Genomic DNA, 15,814 nt, shown 5'->3' with positions numbered 1-15,814 from the left:
CTACGCCCGCAAATCGGTTCCGATCAGACCTTCTTCCGGCCATCTCGGACACTGCGTAGCCGCAAGGTCAACCGGACGTCACGTGACTCGAAGTGACGTGAAGTCGACTCGGCGACCACGGTCACACCCGCGCCCGGTTCGACTACTTTTCCGGTCCGGTGGACGGGACTGCGTACGGCGACCTCCCGGCTCCGTAACGTCCCCCGCCGTCGCCCGAGGAGACCGACCATGACCGTCCCCGCGCCGCGGGTCCGCCGACGGCCCGCCGTACCGGGTCGCGCCCTGCCCCTGCTGCTGGTGCTGGCGCTGCTGGCCCCGCTGGGGTTCCTCTTCGTCCAGACCGACCGGCACACCGGCGCCGACCGGGACCTGGCCGCCCGGGAACGCCTCGGCGTCCGCTACCTGCGCGCGCTCGGACCGGTCACCGACGCGCTGACCGACGCGCAGAGCACGGCGGTCGCCGGCCGGCCCGTCACCCGGGCGGCACTCACCGCCGCCGTCGAGCGGGCGACGCAGGTGGACAGCGAGGTCGGCGACCAGCTCCGCACCCGGGAACGCTGGGCCGGGGTACGGGCCAAGCTGGAGGCGCTGCCGGACCGCGCGCTGGCCGACCCGCAGGCGGCCTTCCAGGCGTACGCCGAGGTCAGCGACCTGCTGCTCGCCCTGCACCGGAAGGTCCGGGAGGCATCCGGGCTGGTCCGCGACCCGCGGTCCGACTCGTTCTTCGTCCAGGACGCCATCGGCGCGGACCTGCCCGCGGCCATGGTCGCCGCCGGTCGCCTCGCCGACCTGGCCACCCTCGCCCCGGGCCGGCCCGCCGCGGACCGCCCGAGGACCGTCGCCGAGCTGGCCGAACTGCGGGTCGCCGCGCTCGGGCCGGCCGCCGACCTGGTGGAGGACCTGCGGGCCGCCGTAGACAGCTCGGAGAGCACGGACCTCGGCCCCACCGTGCTCACCCCGCTGGACACCTACCAGCGTTCGGTGGAGGCGCTGGCCGCGTTCTCGGCGCCGACCGGGGCCACCGGGCCCGACCCGATCCAGCTGGGCGCCGCCCGGCGCGTCGCGCAGTCGGCCGCCACCCAGTTGCGGCAGGTCATCCTCGACCAGCTCGACGCGCTGCTGGCGGAGCGGCTCGACCGGCTCGACCGGGACCGCTGGCTGGCCCGGGGCGCCGTCGCGGTGGCCGCCGTCCTGCTCGCCGTGCTGGCCGGGGTGCTGCTCGCCGCGCTGCGGCGGACCCGCCGCCGGCTCGCCGAGGCGGAGCGCGAGCCCGCCGGGACCGCCCCGCCGCCGGCGCCGTCCCGCACCGACCCGCGGGCGTCCCCGGCCGGCGGCGAACTCCAGCCGGTCGGCGCCGGCGAAGCCGAGCGGTGGAGGCCGTTCGATGCTGCTCGGTAGGCTCCGGATCCGGGGCAGACTCGCCCTGCTGGTGATCATCCCGCTGCTCAGCATGGTCGGGCTGGCCGTGCCGGTGGTCCTCGACCGGGTCGCCGCCGCCCAGCGGGCCGTCGACACCGCCGACACGGTCCGGGTGGCCAGCCGGATCGGCAGCCTCGTGCAGGACCTCCAGCAGGAACGGCTGCTCTCCGTGGGGTCGCTGCTCGGCCGGGTGACCCGCACCGAGCTGATCCAGAAGGCCGCCACGGTGGACGACCGGGTCGCCGACCTGCGGGCCGAGCCGCTGCCGGCGCCGGTCCGGTCGGCCCTCGACGGGGTACGCACGCTGGCCGACCTGCGTACCGCCGTGCTGGCCGGGAAGGCCACCGCGGACGAGATCATGACCGCGTTCGGCGCCGTCGACATGGCGCTGATCGAGGCGCTGCGACTGCCGTTCCAGGTGGACACCGGCACCTCGGCCGGGCGGCAGGTGCTGGCGCTGGACGCGCTGCTCCGCGCCGACGAGGGTCTGGGGGCCTGCGCCACGCTGATCGTGCTGGTCAAGGCGACGGGCGACCCGAGGGTGGCCGGCGCGTACATCGCCTGCATGGCCGCGCTCCAGGTCGACAACCAGCGGTTCCGCAAGCTGATCACGCCGGAGCAGTACCGGCTGGCCATGTTGGACGACGCCGCCGTGGCCGCCCGGACCAGCCCCACCTTCCTGGTCGACAGCGTCAAGGACCCGGTGGCGGCGATCGCCGCGGTGCCGCTGGACGCGCTCTTCCCCTCGGTCCGGTCGATGATCACTCTCGGCCAGTTCGTGGAGAAGAAGATCGTCGCCGACGTCATCGCCGAGACCCGCGACGAGCAGCGGGACGCGCTCGCCGCCGCCTGGCTGGTCGGCGGGGCGGCCGCCCTCGTCCTGCTGAGCGTGGTGCTGCTCAGCATGGCGGTGGCCCGCACCGTGGCGCGGCCGCTGACCCGGCTCACCCGCTCGGCGGACCGGGTCGCCCGGGTCGCCGAGGCCGAGCTGACCCGGGTGGTCGACGACGAGGCGGAGAGCGTCCCGCCGGTACGCCTCGACCCGGTGGACGTCGGGGCGGAGCGGCGGGACGAGATCGGCGAGCTGGCCCGGGCGTTCGAGCGGGTGCAGCACACCGCCGCCCGGCTGGTCGAACGGCAGGTGGCCGGCCGGCGCAACGTGGCGCAGATGTTCGGCCACGTCGGCCGGCGTACGCAGAACCTGGTCGGCCGGCAGATCGCGCTGATCGACCGGCTGGAACGGCAGGAGACCGACCCGGGGCGGCTGGAGCACCTGTACCGCCTCGACCACATCTCCAGCCGGCTGCGCCGCAACGCCGGCAGCCTGGTGGTGCTCTCCGGCGCCACCGGCACGGACGGGCACGTCGCGCCGGTCCCGCTGGCCGACCTGGTCCGGCTCGCGCTCGGCGAGATCGAGGACTACACCCGGGTGGACGTGCAGGTCCCGCCCGGGGTCGCGGCGGCGCCCGCGACCGCCGGTGACCTGGTGCTCGCGCTGGCCGAGCTCATGGAGAACGCGACCGCCTTCTCCCCGCCGCACGCCCGGGTGCTGGTGGCCGCCGAGCAGACCGACGGCGGCGCCCGGCTCACCGTGGTGGATCGGGGCATCGGCATGACCGCGGAGCGCCTCGCCGAGGAGAACGCCCGGCTCACCCGCCGGGAGCGGCTCGACCTGGCGCCGACCGAGGTGCTCGGGCTCTTCGTGGTGGGCCGGTTGGCCCGCCGGCACGGCTGGACGGTCCGGCTGGCCGCGACGGCCGGCGGCGGGGTGACCGCCCACCTGGACGTCCCGGCCGCCCTGCTGGTGATCCGCCGTCCCGAGCGGGCCGGCGCCACCGTGGCGCGGGCCACCGTGCCGCCCCGGAAGCGGCGGGCGCTGCCCGCCCGGACCCCGGCGGCCGACGAGCTGGCCGGGTTCGACGCGGCGCTGCTGAGCCGGGCCACCCGCAGCATCGAGACCGGTGCGTCCTGGAACGCCTTCGGCGCCCGGGCCGAGCCGATCGCACCCGCCGAGCCGGTCACCCCGGCCGGGCCGGTCGCTTTGGCTGGACCGGTCGCACCGGCCGAGCCGGTCACCCTGGCCGGGCCGGTCGCACCGGCCGGCGCCCCCACCGGCGGGCCGCCGTTCGCCTGGCCGCCCGCCGGGGCGCCCGCCACCCCGGCGCCGGCCGCCCCCCGTCCCGGCACCCCCGCCCCGCCGACACCGGTCGTCGGCCCGGCACCGGCCGCTCCCCCGGCCGCCGGGCCGACGACCGGCCTCCCGACGACTGGCTCGACCCCCGCACCCCCGACCGGCGGGCCGGACGCCGTACGGCCGCTGATCCGGCAGCGGGTGCCCGGGGCGAGCCTGCCGGCCGCCGCCCCGGCGGCCGGGATCCCGGCCGACGCTCCCGCCGACCCGGCGACGGTCCGGGCGCTCGTCGAGGCGTTCCAGGACGGGGTACGCCGGGCCGAGCACGACGCCGCCCCCACCGCGCCCACTCCGGGCCGGCCCCCGCTCAGCCAGCGGGTGCCCGGGGCGAACCTGGCCGTGACCCCGGTACGCACCGCCCCGCCCGCCAGTTCCCACCCCGGTGACCCGGCCGAGGTCCGCAACCTCATCACCGAGTTCGAGGCGGGCGTCGCCCGTGCTCTGCGCGAAGTCAGTCCCGACCGCCGCTACGAAGAGGACCCATCACGGTGACCAGCCCCTTCCTGCACGACAGCACCGACCAGAGCGCCGCCGGCGGCCTCAGCCCCGAGGCGCGCACCTTCAACTGGCTGCTCGACTCGTTCACCTCCAGCACCGCGGGGGTGATGGAGGCGATCGCGGTCTCCTCGGACGGGCTCCTGATGGCCATGTCCGCCATCAAGGACCGGTCCAACGCGGAGCGGCTCGCCGCCGTCGTGTCCGGCATGACCAGCCTCGCCGGCGGCGCCGCGAGCTGGTACGCGCTCGGCGGGTTGAACCGGGTGATCGTGGACATGGCCGAGGGCTATCTGCTGATCAGCGCCATCAGCAGTGGCTCGGTGCTCGGCGTGGTCGCCGACCGCTCGGCCAACCTGGGCACCGTGGCGTACGAGATGACGCTCTTCGCCGGCCGGGCCGGCGGCGCCCTGAGCCCGCGGTTGATCGCCGAGCTGAAGAACGCCGTCCAGCAATGATCCCGGAGGCGGCCGGCGAGGACCCGGAGCCGGAACCCGGCACCCGGATCCGGCCCTTCCTGCGCGCACCCGCCCCCGGGCCGGACGCGGGCGACGGGGAGCCGACCGGCCCTCGTCCGTTCGTGCTCACCGCCGGCCGGGTGGACGGCGATCCGGCGATCGGCCTGGAGACCCAGGTGACCGCCCGCCCGGAGAGCGGCTCGTGGGCGGTGATCGGCCGGCTGCCCACGGAACTGGCGACGATCGTGGCGCTGAGCGCCGAACCGATCTCGGTCGCGGAGATCTCCGCCCGGACGCGGATGCACTTCGGCGTGACCCGGGTGCTGGTCGGCGACCTCCGCGCCGCCGGTCACCTCGACGTGCACCTCGGGGACGCCGACGACGCCCTCGACCCCGACCTCATCCTGCGAGTGATTGATGGACTCCGTGCGATCTCCTGAATGGCCGGCCGCCGCCGCGGGCGGGCCGGTCGCGAACAGCGCCGCCGTCCGGTACGGCGCCACCGCCACGCCCGGCCCGTCGACCGGCCGGGCCGCCGCGCCGGCCGCACCGGCGGCCCCGCCGCCGCCGTACCGGCCGGCCGGGGCGAGCGCCCCGACCGTGGCCCGGGTACCCGCGCCCCGCCCGCCGATCCCGGTGAAGATCCTCATCGCCGGCGGCTTCGGGGTGGGCAAGACCACCGCGGTGGGCGCCATCTCCGAGATCGCCCCACTGACCACCGAGGCGGAGATGACCAGCGCCGGGATCGGCGTCGACGACCCGGGCGCGGTCACGGAGAAGACCACCACCACGGTGGCCATGGACTTCGGCTGCGTCACCATCGACCGCAGCCTCAAGCTCTACCTCTTCGGTACGCCCGGGCAGGCCCGCTTCGGGTTCATGTGGGACGACCTGGCCCGGGGCGCGCTCGGCGCGCTCGTGGTGGTGGACAGCGCGCGGATCGACGACTGCTACCCGGCGATCGACTACTTCGAGCGGGCCGGGCTGCCGTTCGCGGTGGGGGTGAACGCCTTCGACGGCCGGCTGGCCCTCGACCTGCCCTCGGTCCGCTGGGCGCTGGCGATCGGCGAGCACGTGCCGCTGGTGCAGTTCGACGCCCGGGACCGGCTCTCCGTACGGGACGCGCTGCTGGTCGTCCTGGACCGGGCGCTGGACCGGGCGACCCGGGAGAATGGGGCCTGAACCGGCCGTCGGTTCCGACCCGTGGTGACGGAAGGGGTGGACGCGATGAGAGGTGATCTGGACGAGACCCTGGCCCGGCTGGCCCGGCGCGAGGAGGCGCTGCGTCGGCGGGGTCCACTGCCGGGCGAGCCGGAGGAGCAGTTCGAGGCGGCCGGGCCGGGCGACGCGCCGGCGGACGGCCGGGCGGGGCACGGCGCGTACCGGCTGCGTGGGGGCAACCGGCCGGAGCGGCGGGACCCGGTCGAGGAGGTGGCCGAGGCGGTCCGCCGGGTGGTCGCCGAGCACCCGGGGCTGGCCGTCGTGCTGCGGGTGGAGCTGGGCGGGCAGGCGTACCCCCTGCGGGTCTCCTGGTCCGGCCCGGAGGTGCGGGTCGGCCCGGCGCCCGCGCCGGCGCCCCCGCCGGCCTGGCCGATGTCGGTGAAGACGGTGCCGGGCCCCGGGCAGGACGGGGTGGCCACCGACCCGGCGGCCCGGCTGGCCGACATGATCCGGCGCGATCCGTCGCTGCTGGAGGACACCGGCCCGCTCTGACGCCGCCGACCGGCACGACGTGGTGCCGGCGGCTACTGTCGGGCGGTGGCGGAACCCGACCTGACCCTGACCGCGAGCCTGCGGCCGGCGGCGCTGGACGCCCGGCGTGGCGTCGTCCGCCTGCACCCCGAGGTGCTGACCGCGCTGGCGCTGCGCCCCGGCGACCCGGTGCGGCTGGCCGGCCGCCGGGTGACCGCCGGCATCGCCGCCCCGGCCGCGTCGAGCGCGAGCAGCGCCCTGCTCTACGCCGACGACCTCCTGCTGGGCAACCTGGGCCTGCGCGACGGCGGGCAGGTCACGGTGAGCCCGCTGCCGGCGGCCCCGCTGCGCCGGGTCACCCTGGCCGGCCCGGTCGGCGTCGTGGCCGCGGTCTCCCCGGAGATGCTCCGGCTCGCGCTGCTCGGCAAGGTGGTCACCGCCGGCGACGACGTCTCGCTGCTGCCCCAGGACGTGCTTCCCGACGCCGCGCTGCGCGGCCTGGTCGAGGCCGCCCGGCGCAGCCTCGCCAGCACCGTCGGGTACGCCTGGACCAGCACCCTGCTCTCCGTGGTGGCGGCCGAGCCGGCGACCGGCGCGCTGGTCACCATGGACACCGTGGTCGGCTGGGAGCACGGCCCGGCCACCCGCGGCTCCGGTCCGGCCGGCGCGGCGGATGAGGTGGGCCCGGCGGATTCGGTGGCCCCGGCCGGACCGGCCGCGACCGCGCCGGCCGACGGACTGCTCGGCCCCGAGGACGCGCCCGACGTGGACGAGCTGCCCGGGCTGCGGGCCCAGGCCGAGGAGCTGACCGAGCTGCTCGACCTGGGCTTCCACCACGGGGAGGTGCTGGGCCGGCTCGGCACCACGGTCTCGCTCGGGGTGCTCATCGGCGGCCCGGCCGGCTCCGGCAAGTCGGCGCTGGTCCGCGCGGTCGCCGCCCGGGTCCGCGCCCGGGTCCGCCCGCTGTGGGCCCCGGAACTGGCCGCGCTGGGCAACGACGCGGCGGCCCGCCGGCTGCGGGAGGCCGCCGCGGCGGTCCGCGACAACCGTCCGGCCGTGCTGCTGGTCACCGACGTGGAGGCGATCGCCCCGGCCGACGAGCCCGGCCCGCTGGCCACGGTGTTCCGGCAGGTGGTCGCCGAGACGGTCCGTGCCGGAGCGGCGGTGGTCTGCACCACCGGGCGCCCCGAGGCGGTGGATCCGGCGCTGCGCGCCCCGGACCTGCTGTCGCTGCGGATCACCGTGCCGCTGCCCGACCCGGCGCTGCGCCGGGAGCAGCTCACCGTGCTCACCCGGCAGGTGCCGCTGGCCGACGACGTCCGGCTCGACGAGGTGGCCGCCCGTACGCCGGGGTTCGTCGCCGCCGACCTGGCCGCGCTGGTCCGGGAGGCCGGGGTGCGGGCGGCGCTGCGGCAGAAGGCGGCGGAGACGCCCACCGTGGCGATGGCCGACTTCACCACCGCGCTGGAGGTGGTCCGGCCGACCACGATGGCCGAATCCACCCTGGAGCTGGCCACGGTGACCCTGGACGACGTCGGCGGCCTGCACGAGGTCAAGCAGACGCTGACCGAGTCGGTGCTCTGGCCGCTCACCTATCCGGACACCTTCGCCCGGCTGGGCGTGACGCCGCCGCGCGGGGTGCTGCTCTACGGGCCGCCCGGCTGCGGCAAGACGTATCTGGTCACGGCGCTGGCCGGCTCGGGCCGGGCCAACGTGCTGTCGGTGAAGGGCGCTGAGCTGCTGTCCAAGTGGGTCGGTGAGAGCGAACGCGCGGTCCGCGAGCTGTTCCGCCGGGCCCGCGAGGCGGCACCCACGCTGGTCTTCCTCGACGAGGTGGACGCCCTCGCCCCGGTCCGCGGCCAGGCCACCGACGGGGGCACGACCGACCGGGTGGTCGCCGCCCTGCTCACCGAGCTGGACGGGGTGGAGGCGCTGCGCAACGTGGTGGTGGTCGGCGCCACGAACCGGCCGGAGCTGGTCGACCCGGCGCTGCTCCGCCCCGGCCGGCTGGAACGCCTCGTGTACGTGCCGCCGCCGGACGGCCCGGCCCGCGGCGAGATCCTCCGGGCGGCCGCCCGGGACGTCCCGCTGGCGCCCGACGTGGACCTGACCGCGCTCGGCGCCGAGCTGGACGGCTTCTCGGCGGCCGACTGCGCGGCCCTGATCCGCGAGGCGGCCCTCGCCGCGATGCGCGAGTCCCTGGCGGCCAGCACGGTCACCGCCGCCCACGTCGAGACGGCCCGCACGAGGGTCAATCCCTCCCTGGACCCGGTCCAGCTCGCCCACCTGGAGGCGTACGCGGCCCGGCGGTGAGCCGGTCGGGTCAGTCGGTGGGCAGCAGGGGGCCGAGCGGGCCGAGGTCCAGGTTGAGGTCCTCGGGGGCCAGGCCGAAGTACTCGCGGAGCTGGGTCATCTGCTCCTCCAGCGCCATCAGGGTGGCGCCGACCCGTTCGACCTGCTCCTCGGTCAGGTCGCCCAGGTCGACCCGGCGCAACGCCTGCCGTTCCATGAGCTGCCGCAGCAGCTCGATCACCGTGAGCACCAGGCTGGCCAGCCCGCGCTCGACCGAGTCCTGGTCGACGGCGAGCCGGCGGTCCAGCGGCCGGACGCGGGGCGCCGTCCACCCCGGCTCGCCCAGCGCCGCCGCCAGGTCGGCCGCCTCGTCCCGGCCGGTCACGGCGTGGCCTCCGGCTCGGGCGGCGCGAGCGCGCCGACCGAGGCGATCAGCGCGCGCAGCGAGATGCGCACCAGGTCGATGTCCGCGATGGCCAGGGTGATGTCCCCGGTGATCACCACGCCGGTGGCGAGCACCCGGTCGAGCAGGTCGACCAGGGCCACCGGCCGGTAGGTCAGCGGGTCGTCGGCGCTGTTCGGCGCCAGCGTGGTCACGCCCATGCCGGCTCCGCCTCCGGTTCCGCCACGAAGGAGTACGGCGGCCAGGGCCCGGTCAGCTCCAGACGCACCTCGGGGTGCCCCTCGGCCAGCTCGCGGGCCAGCGCGGCGAAGCCGTCCCAGCGGTCCCGGTCGACCAGGTACGCCCCGTTGAGCACCATGGCGGTGGGCGCGCCGGACAGCCGCCGGTCCTGCGGGGCGTGCCGGCGGGCGGCGACCGCGTACCCGGCGAGGGCGGCGTGCACGGCGGCGGCCCCGTCGGCGGCGACCCGCTGCCCCTCCTCGCGGGCGCTGAGCTGGGCCTTACGCCGCCGCAGGTAGGCCGCGCCGGCCCCGCCCCCACCGGCGGGTTCCTCGACCCGCGGGGTCGCGCCGGGCACCACGTACCCCTTGACGCCCCACTCGGCGCGGCCCGCGAGCCGGGCCAGCGTGCCGGCCAGCTCGTCGTGCCGCTCGACCAGCACCCGGGCCACCCGGTCGTCGTCGCTGTGGACGGTGGCGAGCCGCGCCGGCACCACCGCGCCGGACCGGGACAGCGCGTCCACCACCGCGTGGTGGGCGCGGGCGGCCCGCTCCAGCCAGGCCAGGTCCTCCAGGTTGCGGCGCAGCGCGGCCTCGCCGTACTCGCTGAGCGGGGCGTCGCTGACCACGGCGACCAGGCCGGCGGCGGTCACGGCCCGGACCGGCGTGCCGGCGATGCCGGGGAGCCCGGCGGGCGTGGCCGTCCCGGCGACCACGCCGTGCAGCCAGACGGCGGTCGCGGTGGTTGGGGTGGGGTCGGCTGCCGCGCTCACGGCCACTCCTCCCGCTCGGCCCGGGCAGCCACCCGCGGTCGGCGGGACGCCTCGACCTCCTCGGGGTCGCGCGGGCCGGGCTCGACCGGCGGGCGGGCCCGGGAGCTGAGCCACGGGTCGTGTTCCCACCAGTCGATGCCGATCTGCCGCGCGGTGTCCACCGAGGCGATGACCAGCCGCAGCTTCAGCGTCAGCAGCTCGATGTCGAGCAGGCTGACCCGGATGTCACCGGCGATCACGATGCCCCGGTCGAGGACCCGTTCCAGGATGTCGCCGAGGTTCGCCGGCTCGTGGCCGGCCGGCAGCACCTGACCGGAGTTCTGCACGACCGACGGAGCCCGCCCAATGGTCATCTCAGTCCCCCTTGCCGCGCTGGTAGCGGCGCGTCCGCCGGTAGCCGAGCAGGCTGCCGGTCATGTCCAGCTCGACCTCGTAGAGGCCGAGCAGGTCCGTCGACGCCGGGATGCGGTGGTCCTCGACCACCTCCACCCCGATACGCCAGCCGTCGTCGGTGGGCTGGATCGAGGTGACCCCGAGCGGATCCTTTCCGGTGAGCGCGACGATCTGCCGCAGCCCCTCCCGGGCCGCCTCGCCCGCGCTGACCGCCTCCTCGTCGTCCTCGTCGAGATACCGCTCCTCGGCCCGACCACCGCGGTCGCGCCACCGCTCCCGGTCGCCGTCGCCTCGGATCCGTGCCGTCATGGTCCTCCCCCTCGTCCGCGCCGCGCCGCACCGCGACGGCCGCCGGCCGTACCCCGCCGGGCGGGCGCCGGCCGCCGGGGCCCGGCCTCCCGCTGCGACGGGGTACGGTCCGCCCCGGCGGCCGGCCTGGTCAGCCGGTCCAGCACCTGCTGCTGCCCCCGGTCCCGCTCCTCCGGCGTGATGTCCCCCGCCGCCGCGGCCCGGTCCAGCTCCTCCAGCTCGCGCCGGATGTTGACCGGGTTGTACTGCTGCGACTCCGCCTCCCGCGCCACCACCTTGACCAGCGCGGTGAGTCCCCGCACCGGCGCGTACGGCAGGGTCAGCAGCGTCCACAGGATGTCCACGCGGTCACTCCACCAGCCGGTGCGCGCTGACGAAGTCGTACGGGGCGAGCGGACCGATCAGCCGCATCCGGATCAGATCCCGACGCCGCTCGGCGAAGTCCTCCACGGCCTGGACGAACTCGTCCTCGTCGTCGCCGTCCACCAGGAACGAGACGCGCACCGCGTCCAGCTCGTGGCTGGGTGGGAGGGCCGTGTCCGCCACCGCGTGCCCGCCGACCGCGTCGATCAGGTCGCGGTTCTCCGCCTCCCGGCGCAGCTCCACCGCCTGACTGATCATTTCGCCGAGCCGGATGCGCTGCTCCCGGCTCTCCACCTCCGGCCGGCCGCGCACCTCGTCGGCGAGGGCCGCGGCGGAGGCGTTCTCCGCCAGGAGCCCGCTGATGAACTCCTGCTCGTCGAAGCGCCCGTGCACCGTGTACTGGAGCCGGTCCTCGAACTCGTCGAGGGCGGCGGCGAACCGGTCGTGGTGCGCGGCGAGCAGGTCCTCGATTGCGTCCGCGCCGGTCACCACCGTGCCGAACCGGACCGGCAGGACCGGTGCGACCACCGCCGTCCCGTCCAGCAGCCGCTCGTACGCGGTCAGGTCGGCCGGCCGCCCCAGCGGCTCCTCCAGCCCGACCTCGCTGACCAGCGCGGCCAGCTCGCCGTGCCGGATCGCGGTCACCTCGCCGGGTGGGGAACCGACCCCCTCGGCCTCGGGGGTCGGCTCCACGTCGGACGGCACGATGCCGTAGATGAACAGTCCCTTCTCCTGGGCCATCTCAGAGCTCCCTGTCCCGCCGCCGGCGCGGCCGCTCCCGCTCCCGCTCCGGCTCGGAGCCACGGTCCCGGATCGAGTCGGCCACCGCGCCGGTGATCTCCTGGGCCGCCTTGCCGAGCCCGGAGACCGCCTTTCCCTTGGTGGCGGCGCCGGCCGCGTCACCGACCATGTCCGGCAGGCCCTTCGTGCCCTTCGGCACGATGCTCAGCCGGTCGACCGCCTCGGCGAACCGCAGGTACGTGTCGACACTGGCGATCACGATCCGTGCGTTGATCTCCAGGAGCTGGATGCCGACCACGGCGACCGACACCTGGGCGTCGATCACCACACCCTTGTCCAGCACGGTCTCCACCACGTCGGCGAGGGTGCCCCCACCGCCGCCGCTGGTGCGTTCCAGGGCGCTGCCCGACTGGCCTGTCGTGGTCGCCACGGTCATTCCTCACGCTCCTCTCGCCGGCGGCGCACCACCGGCCGTCGCGGTGCCTCGGGAGCCCGGCGGACCGGGCGCGGGCGCTCGGGGCGCGCCTCCCGCTCCTCGCGGGGCTGGGGGCGGCGGGCCCGCTCGGGCGCCCGGCGGCGCGGCGGCTCCTCCTCCTCGGGCTCCTCGGCGTACTCGTCGTCGTCGAAGTCGTCGCCCTCGTCGTAGTCCGCGTACTCCTCCTCGTCCGGAGTGGGACGGCGACGCGGCGGCGGCGGCCGGCGGCGGCCGCGGGCGGCGGGCCGGCGCTCCTCCTCGGGCTCCTCCTCGGGCTCCTCGGGCTCCTCGGGCTCCTCCTCGGGTTCCTCGGCGCGGCCCCGCTGCTCCTCGCGGCCCTCCTGCTCCTCGCGGCGCTGCTGCTCCTCGGCCTCCTGCTCCTCGCGGAGCGCGGTCTCGTGGTCCTTGACCACCTGGGAGTCCTCGATCTCGCCGCGCCAGCCCTCGACCGAGTCGGGGTCGAGCACGGTCTGGGTCATCACGTGCCGGACGAAGTGCTTCAGCTCCAGCCGGACCCGGCGGCCCTGGGCGCGCCAGAGGTTGCCGGTGTGCTCGAAGAGGCCCTGCGGGTGGTACTCCAGCACCACGAGGATCTTCGTCAGCTCCGGGCCGACCTCGTGGAAGCTGACCGTGCCGTCGACGGAGCCCTTCTCGCCCTTGGACCGCCAGTGGATGAGCCGGTCGGGGATCTGCCGGACGATCGTCGACTCCCAGGTCCGGTGCGACCAGAAGACCTGGGCCTTCCAGGTCATCTTCCCGTCCGAGTCCCAGTCCGCCTGCTCGACCTTCTTCATGAAGCTCGGAAAGTCGCCGAACTGGGTCCACTGGTTGTACGCGACCCGGACCGGCACGCCGACCTCGATGGTCTCGACGATGTTGGTGACCTTGAGCTTCTTGCCGCCGCCCTTGCCGCCCTTGCCGCCGCCGAACGCCGACATCAACTTCTCCTTACCGCCGGCCAGGCCGGCATGGAACATGGCCTTGACCGGGGACTGGCCCTCGGCGAGCTTCTGGGCGCCGGTGGCGGCGGCCACCAGGCCGGGGCCACCGCCCTGCTTGGCGTACTCGCTGAGCCGCCCGGTGGCGCCGGTGATCCGCTCGGTGACCACGTGCATCGCCCGCTCGCCGATGGCGGAGGCGAGGTTGCGCAGCTCGCCGCCGAGCTGGTCCCGGGCCTTGTCCGCGAGGTTGCTGGTCGCCATGGTCACCGCCCCCGCTGCCGTCGGGCCACGACCGGGCGCCCGCCCCGGTCCGTCTCGTCCTCCGCCGTCGGCTGCTCGTCCAGCTCCTCCTCGTCGTCGGGGGCCGAGCGCTCGTCGTCCGCCGGCTCCTCCTCGTCCGGCCGGCCCGCGTCGGACCGGCCGCCGCCGGACTTCCGGCGCAGCGCGTCGGCGCTGCCGCGGAGCTTGCCGCTGAGCGCGTCGATGCCGCTGCCCGCGGCCGCGGTCGCCGCGGCCTTGCCGGCCGTGGCCAGCGGGGCGCCCAGCTTGCCGAGGCCGCCGAGCTGGGGGACGTTCAACAGGTCCGCGCCGAGCTGCTTCAGGCCGCCCGGGCGCTGGCTGGCTCGCCCGGCCGCGACGGCGGCCGCCAGGGTCAGTGCGGTACGCATCTTCTTCCGGCGCCCGAGGAGGTAGCCGAAGCCCACCGCCAGCGCCACCCGTGCTCCGCTCTTCATCAGTTCTCCTTCGCTCCCCGGCGGAAGCGGACACCTTCGTCTGGAGCAGGCCCGGATAGCAGCTACCGGGGATCAGCGGAAAAGGGCCTGCGACCGACGTTCCGTATCTGCGGACCCGGCGGGCAGTACCCGTCACCCCAACGACAAAACATTCCGGAGGGGGGCATGGAGACGCGTTTCACTGCGGAATTGGAAACCCGGCAAGCTGTCGGTCAGACCTCGCAAAGCGGGCAGACAGGCCGTGCGGAGCAGGGAAAAGTCAAATCGCTTGACTGAGGGCAATCAGCAATTCAATGCGTCGGCAGAGCGGAATCCAGACACATTTCCGCGCGCAGCTTTCCGTCCTTCTCGCGCAATTCCGCGCCGCATTTACGAAGAACTGAGACCGCACCCTGGTTGTCCGGTGTCGTCTCGGCCACGACCGTTTGCATGCCGGCCGCCGCGGCGGCGTGGAGCAACTCCCGCAGGGCCGCCGCGCCGAGCCCCTGGCCGCGCGCCGATCGGCCGAGCCACATCCCGGTCTCCACGGTCCCCGGCTCCTCGCAGCGGGTCATCCGGACCATCCCGACCACCTCGCCGCCGGCCACGATGGCGTACATCCGGGTGCGGGTCGGGCCGTCCAGCCCGCCGAAGCTCGCCCGGTGGAACTCGCGGAACGCCTCCCGGCGGGCCAGCGACCAACCCGCCGGGGCCTCCACCGGGGGCATGACGTCCTCCGGCTCCGCCTCGGCAGCCGCTACGGAGAGCAACGGCTCCAGGTTGCGCTCGTCCACCGGTTCCAGTCGTACGGCACCCGTCACGAGCCGCAGTCTGCCGGTCGTACCGGCCCAAGTCCACCACTTTGGGCCCGGACTGCCGGTCCGGCGGAGGGGGTCGGCCGGTCGTACCCCCGGGGTGTTCCGCCTCACGCTGCGTTGTCAGCCGACCGGTTCGTTCTGGCGGTGAGGGTGCTCACTCCGCCGGGGCGAACTCGCAGAGGACGGCCGAGGCGTCGTCGGTGCGTTTGTGCCGGCGCAACCGGTCCGGGTGGTCCCGCTCGGCCGCCCGGACCCGGTCGATCAGCCCCTCCGGGCCCTCGGCCGCCGTCACGTCGAGCAGGCCGGCCCAGTCGAAGAGGCCGAACTGCTCGACCGCGCAGGAGGCGCCGTCGCTGAGCAGCGCCGCCCGCCGCACCGCCCCCGGCCCGCGCAGCGGCAGCGTCCCGGTGATCGCATGGTAGGCCGCGTCCGGGTCGGCGGCGGCCGCCCAGTAGCCGTGGGTCCGGTTCATCCGGCTCCGCTGCACCGTCACCGCCCGACGGAAGCGGGTCACCGGGTCGACGTCCCCGTCCGGCAGCTCGGCGGCGGTGGAGCGCAGGTCCGCCAGCGCGGCGTCCAGCCGGTCGTCGGAGACCACGTCGACCCGGTCCCCGGTGTCGAGCACCAGCGGACTGTCGCAGAGCACCAGGTAGTCCACCTGGTCGCCGCCCTCGCGGAGCAGGCAGACGGTGGAGGACGGGGTGCCCGGGTGGTCCAGGTCGCACTGGCCGTCGTGGTCCGCCCGCACCGCCAGGATCGCCGCCGCCAGGCTGCTCATGAGGGTGGCCGCCGGGCGGGACGCGACGGCCAGGCCGATCCGGGCGGCCAGGTGCCGCACGTACCAGGCCGGCCCGTGAACGCAGCCGGTGTCGAAGCCCTCCGGCGCGGTCGCCCCGTCGAGGACGCCCACCAGCGGGCCGAACCGGAACACCACGTCCTCGTTCTCCAGCCGCCCTGGTGCCGGGTCGGAGGCGGAGCGTACCCGCATCATCGGCGCCGTACCGACCGGTTGGGCCGGCCGGCTGCCGGTCGCGTACCGGCGATCTGGTGCCCCCATCCGTCTGCTCCCTCCGTCCCCGCCCGCCGCCTACCCGGACCGCCGGTGCCCATGCCGGGACGG

17 protein-coding genes and 2 pseudogenes are annotated in these 15,814 nt (G+C 75.9%); 7 read left to right on the top strand and 12 right to left on the bottom strand.

Features of this window, described 5'->3' with window-relative positions; genetic code table 11:
• Positions 1-228: 228 nt before the first annotated feature.
• Genes FXF50_RS24150 through FXF50_RS24120 form a run of 7 tightly spaced genes read left to right on the top strand, consistent with a single transcriptional unit; the run spans position 229 to position 8,568 of the window.
• Positions 229-1,398: a hypothetical protein gene (locus FXF50_RS24150; protein ID WP_148431161.1), complete on the top strand. Its 1,170-nt coding sequence runs from the start codon at positions 229-231 to the stop codon at positions 1,396-1,398.
• Positions 1,385-4,102, top strand: a complete 2,718-nt coding sequence (locus FXF50_RS24145) for an ATP-binding protein (RefSeq protein ID WP_148431160.1) — start codon at positions 1,385-1,387, stop codon at positions 4,100-4,102. Before FXF50_RS24150 ends, FXF50_RS24145 begins: the two co-directional genes overlap by 14 nt.
• A complete protein-coding gene (locus FXF50_RS24140) occupies positions 4,099-4,563 on the top strand; it encodes a roadblock/LC7 domain-containing protein (RefSeq protein ID WP_091317354.1) in 465 nt (154 codons plus the stop codon). Before FXF50_RS24145 ends, FXF50_RS24140 begins: the two co-directional genes overlap by 4 nt.
• Complete coding sequence (locus FXF50_RS24135) at positions 4,560-5,003, top strand: DUF742 domain-containing protein (protein WP_148431159.1); 444 nt, start codon at positions 4,560-4,562, stop codon at positions 5,001-5,003. The genes FXF50_RS24140 and FXF50_RS24135 overlap by 4 nt, the downstream gene beginning before the upstream one ends.
• Entirely contained in the window at positions 4,981-5,745 is a 765-nt protein-coding gene (locus FXF50_RS24130; protein ID WP_187399794.1) for an ATP/GTP-binding protein, read from the top strand. The genes FXF50_RS24135 and FXF50_RS24130 overlap by 23 nt, the downstream gene beginning before the upstream one ends.
• 45 nt (positions 5,746-5,790) lie before the next feature.
• Positions 5,791-6,276, top strand: a complete 486-nt coding sequence (locus FXF50_RS24125; RefSeq protein WP_148431158.1) for a hypothetical protein — start codon at positions 5,791-5,793, stop codon at positions 6,274-6,276.
• A 45-nt stretch (positions 6,277-6,321) separates the two neighbouring features.
• The gene (locus FXF50_RS24120; RefSeq protein WP_148431157.1) at positions 6,322-8,568 is read left to right on the top strand and encodes an AAA family ATPase; all 2,247 of its coding nucleotides are present in this window, start codon (positions 6,322-6,324) and stop codon (positions 8,566-8,568) included.
• A 10-nt stretch (positions 8,569-8,578) separates the two neighbouring features.
• Here FXF50_RS24120 and FXF50_RS24115 read toward each other — a convergent pair whose 3' ends face one another.
• The 12 genes and pseudogenes from FXF50_RS24115 to FXF50_RS24060 all read right to left on the bottom strand — a co-directional run bounded on the left by FXF50_RS24115 (position 8,579) and on the right by FXF50_RS24060 (position 15,751).
• The gene (locus tag FXF50_RS24115) at positions 8,579-8,932 is read right to left on the bottom strand and encodes a gas vesicle protein K (protein ID WP_222866099.1); all 354 of its coding nucleotides are present in this window, start codon (positions 8,930-8,932) and stop codon (positions 8,579-8,581) included.
• A complete protein-coding gene (locus FXF50_RS24110) occupies positions 8,929-9,150 on the bottom strand; it encodes a gas vesicle protein (RefSeq protein WP_148431156.1) in 222 nt (73 codons plus the stop codon). Before FXF50_RS24110 ends, FXF50_RS24115 begins: the two co-directional genes overlap by 4 nt.
• A complete protein-coding gene (locus FXF50_RS24105) occupies positions 9,141-9,941 on the bottom strand; it encodes a GvpL/GvpF family gas vesicle protein (protein ID WP_148431155.1) in 801 nt (266 codons plus the stop codon). The genes FXF50_RS24110 and FXF50_RS24105 overlap by 10 nt, the downstream gene beginning before the upstream one ends.
• A 152-nt stretch (positions 9,942-10,093) precedes the next feature.
• A pseudogene (gene gvpJ, locus FXF50_RS30305) lies at positions 10,094-10,249 on the bottom strand (gas vesicle protein GvpJ); the annotation flags it as partial.
• 46 nt (positions 10,250-10,295) lie between these two features.
• Positions 10,296-10,643 carry a gas vesicle protein gene (locus FXF50_RS24095; RefSeq protein WP_148431153.1) on the bottom strand — a complete coding sequence of 116 codons (348 nt, stop codon included), beginning with the start codon at positions 10,641-10,643 and terminating at the stop codon, positions 10,296-10,298.
• Positions 10,640-10,987 carry a gas vesicle protein GvpG gene (locus FXF50_RS24090; RefSeq protein WP_148431152.1) on the bottom strand — a complete coding sequence of 116 codons (348 nt, stop codon included), beginning with the start codon at positions 10,985-10,987 and terminating at the stop codon, positions 10,640-10,642. Before FXF50_RS24090 ends, FXF50_RS24095 begins: the two co-directional genes overlap by 4 nt.
• Before the next feature lie 4 nt (positions 10,988-10,991).
• Positions 10,992-11,747 (bottom strand): GvpL/GvpF family gas vesicle protein, encoded by a 756-nt coding sequence (locus tag FXF50_RS24085; protein ID WP_148431151.1) that lies wholly within the window; start codon positions 11,745-11,747, stop codon positions 10,992-10,994.
• A gap of 214 nt (positions 11,748-11,961) precedes the next feature.
• Positions 11,962-12,183, bottom strand: a pseudogene (gene gvpJ / locus FXF50_RS30300) (gas vesicle protein GvpJ); the annotation flags it as partial.
• Positions 12,180-13,424, bottom strand: a complete 1,245-nt coding sequence (locus FXF50_RS24075; RefSeq protein WP_148431149.1) for an SRPBCC family protein — start codon at positions 13,422-13,424, stop codon at positions 12,180-12,182. The pseudogene gvpJ (FXF50_RS30300) and the gene FXF50_RS24075, both read right to left, overlap by 4 nt.
• 2 nt (positions 13,425-13,426) lie before the next feature.
• Positions 13,427-13,897 (bottom strand): hypothetical protein, encoded by a 471-nt coding sequence (locus FXF50_RS24070; RefSeq protein ID WP_255510172.1) that lies wholly within the window; start codon positions 13,895-13,897, stop codon positions 13,427-13,429.
• A 290-nt stretch (positions 13,898-14,187) separates the two neighbouring features.
• The gene (locus FXF50_RS24065; RefSeq protein WP_148431148.1) at positions 14,188-14,697 is read right to left on the bottom strand and encodes a GNAT family N-acetyltransferase; all 510 of its coding nucleotides are present in this window, start codon (positions 14,695-14,697) and stop codon (positions 14,188-14,190) included.
• Positions 14,698-14,848: 151 nt separating this feature from the next.
• Complete coding sequence (locus FXF50_RS24060; RefSeq protein WP_148431147.1) at positions 14,849-15,751, bottom strand: hypothetical protein; 903 nt, start codon at positions 15,749-15,751, stop codon at positions 14,849-14,851.
• Positions 15,752-15,814: the final 63 nt, after the last annotated feature.

This window comes from Micromonospora sp. AP08, assembly GCF_008085935.1.
GTDB classification, from domain to species: Bacteria; Actinomycetota; Actinomycetes; order Mycobacteriales; family Micromonosporaceae; genus Micromonospora; species Micromonospora chersina.
The sequence above is the reverse complement of the archived record's forward strand: the minus strand, read 5'-3'. Positions and strand labels throughout refer to the sequence as shown.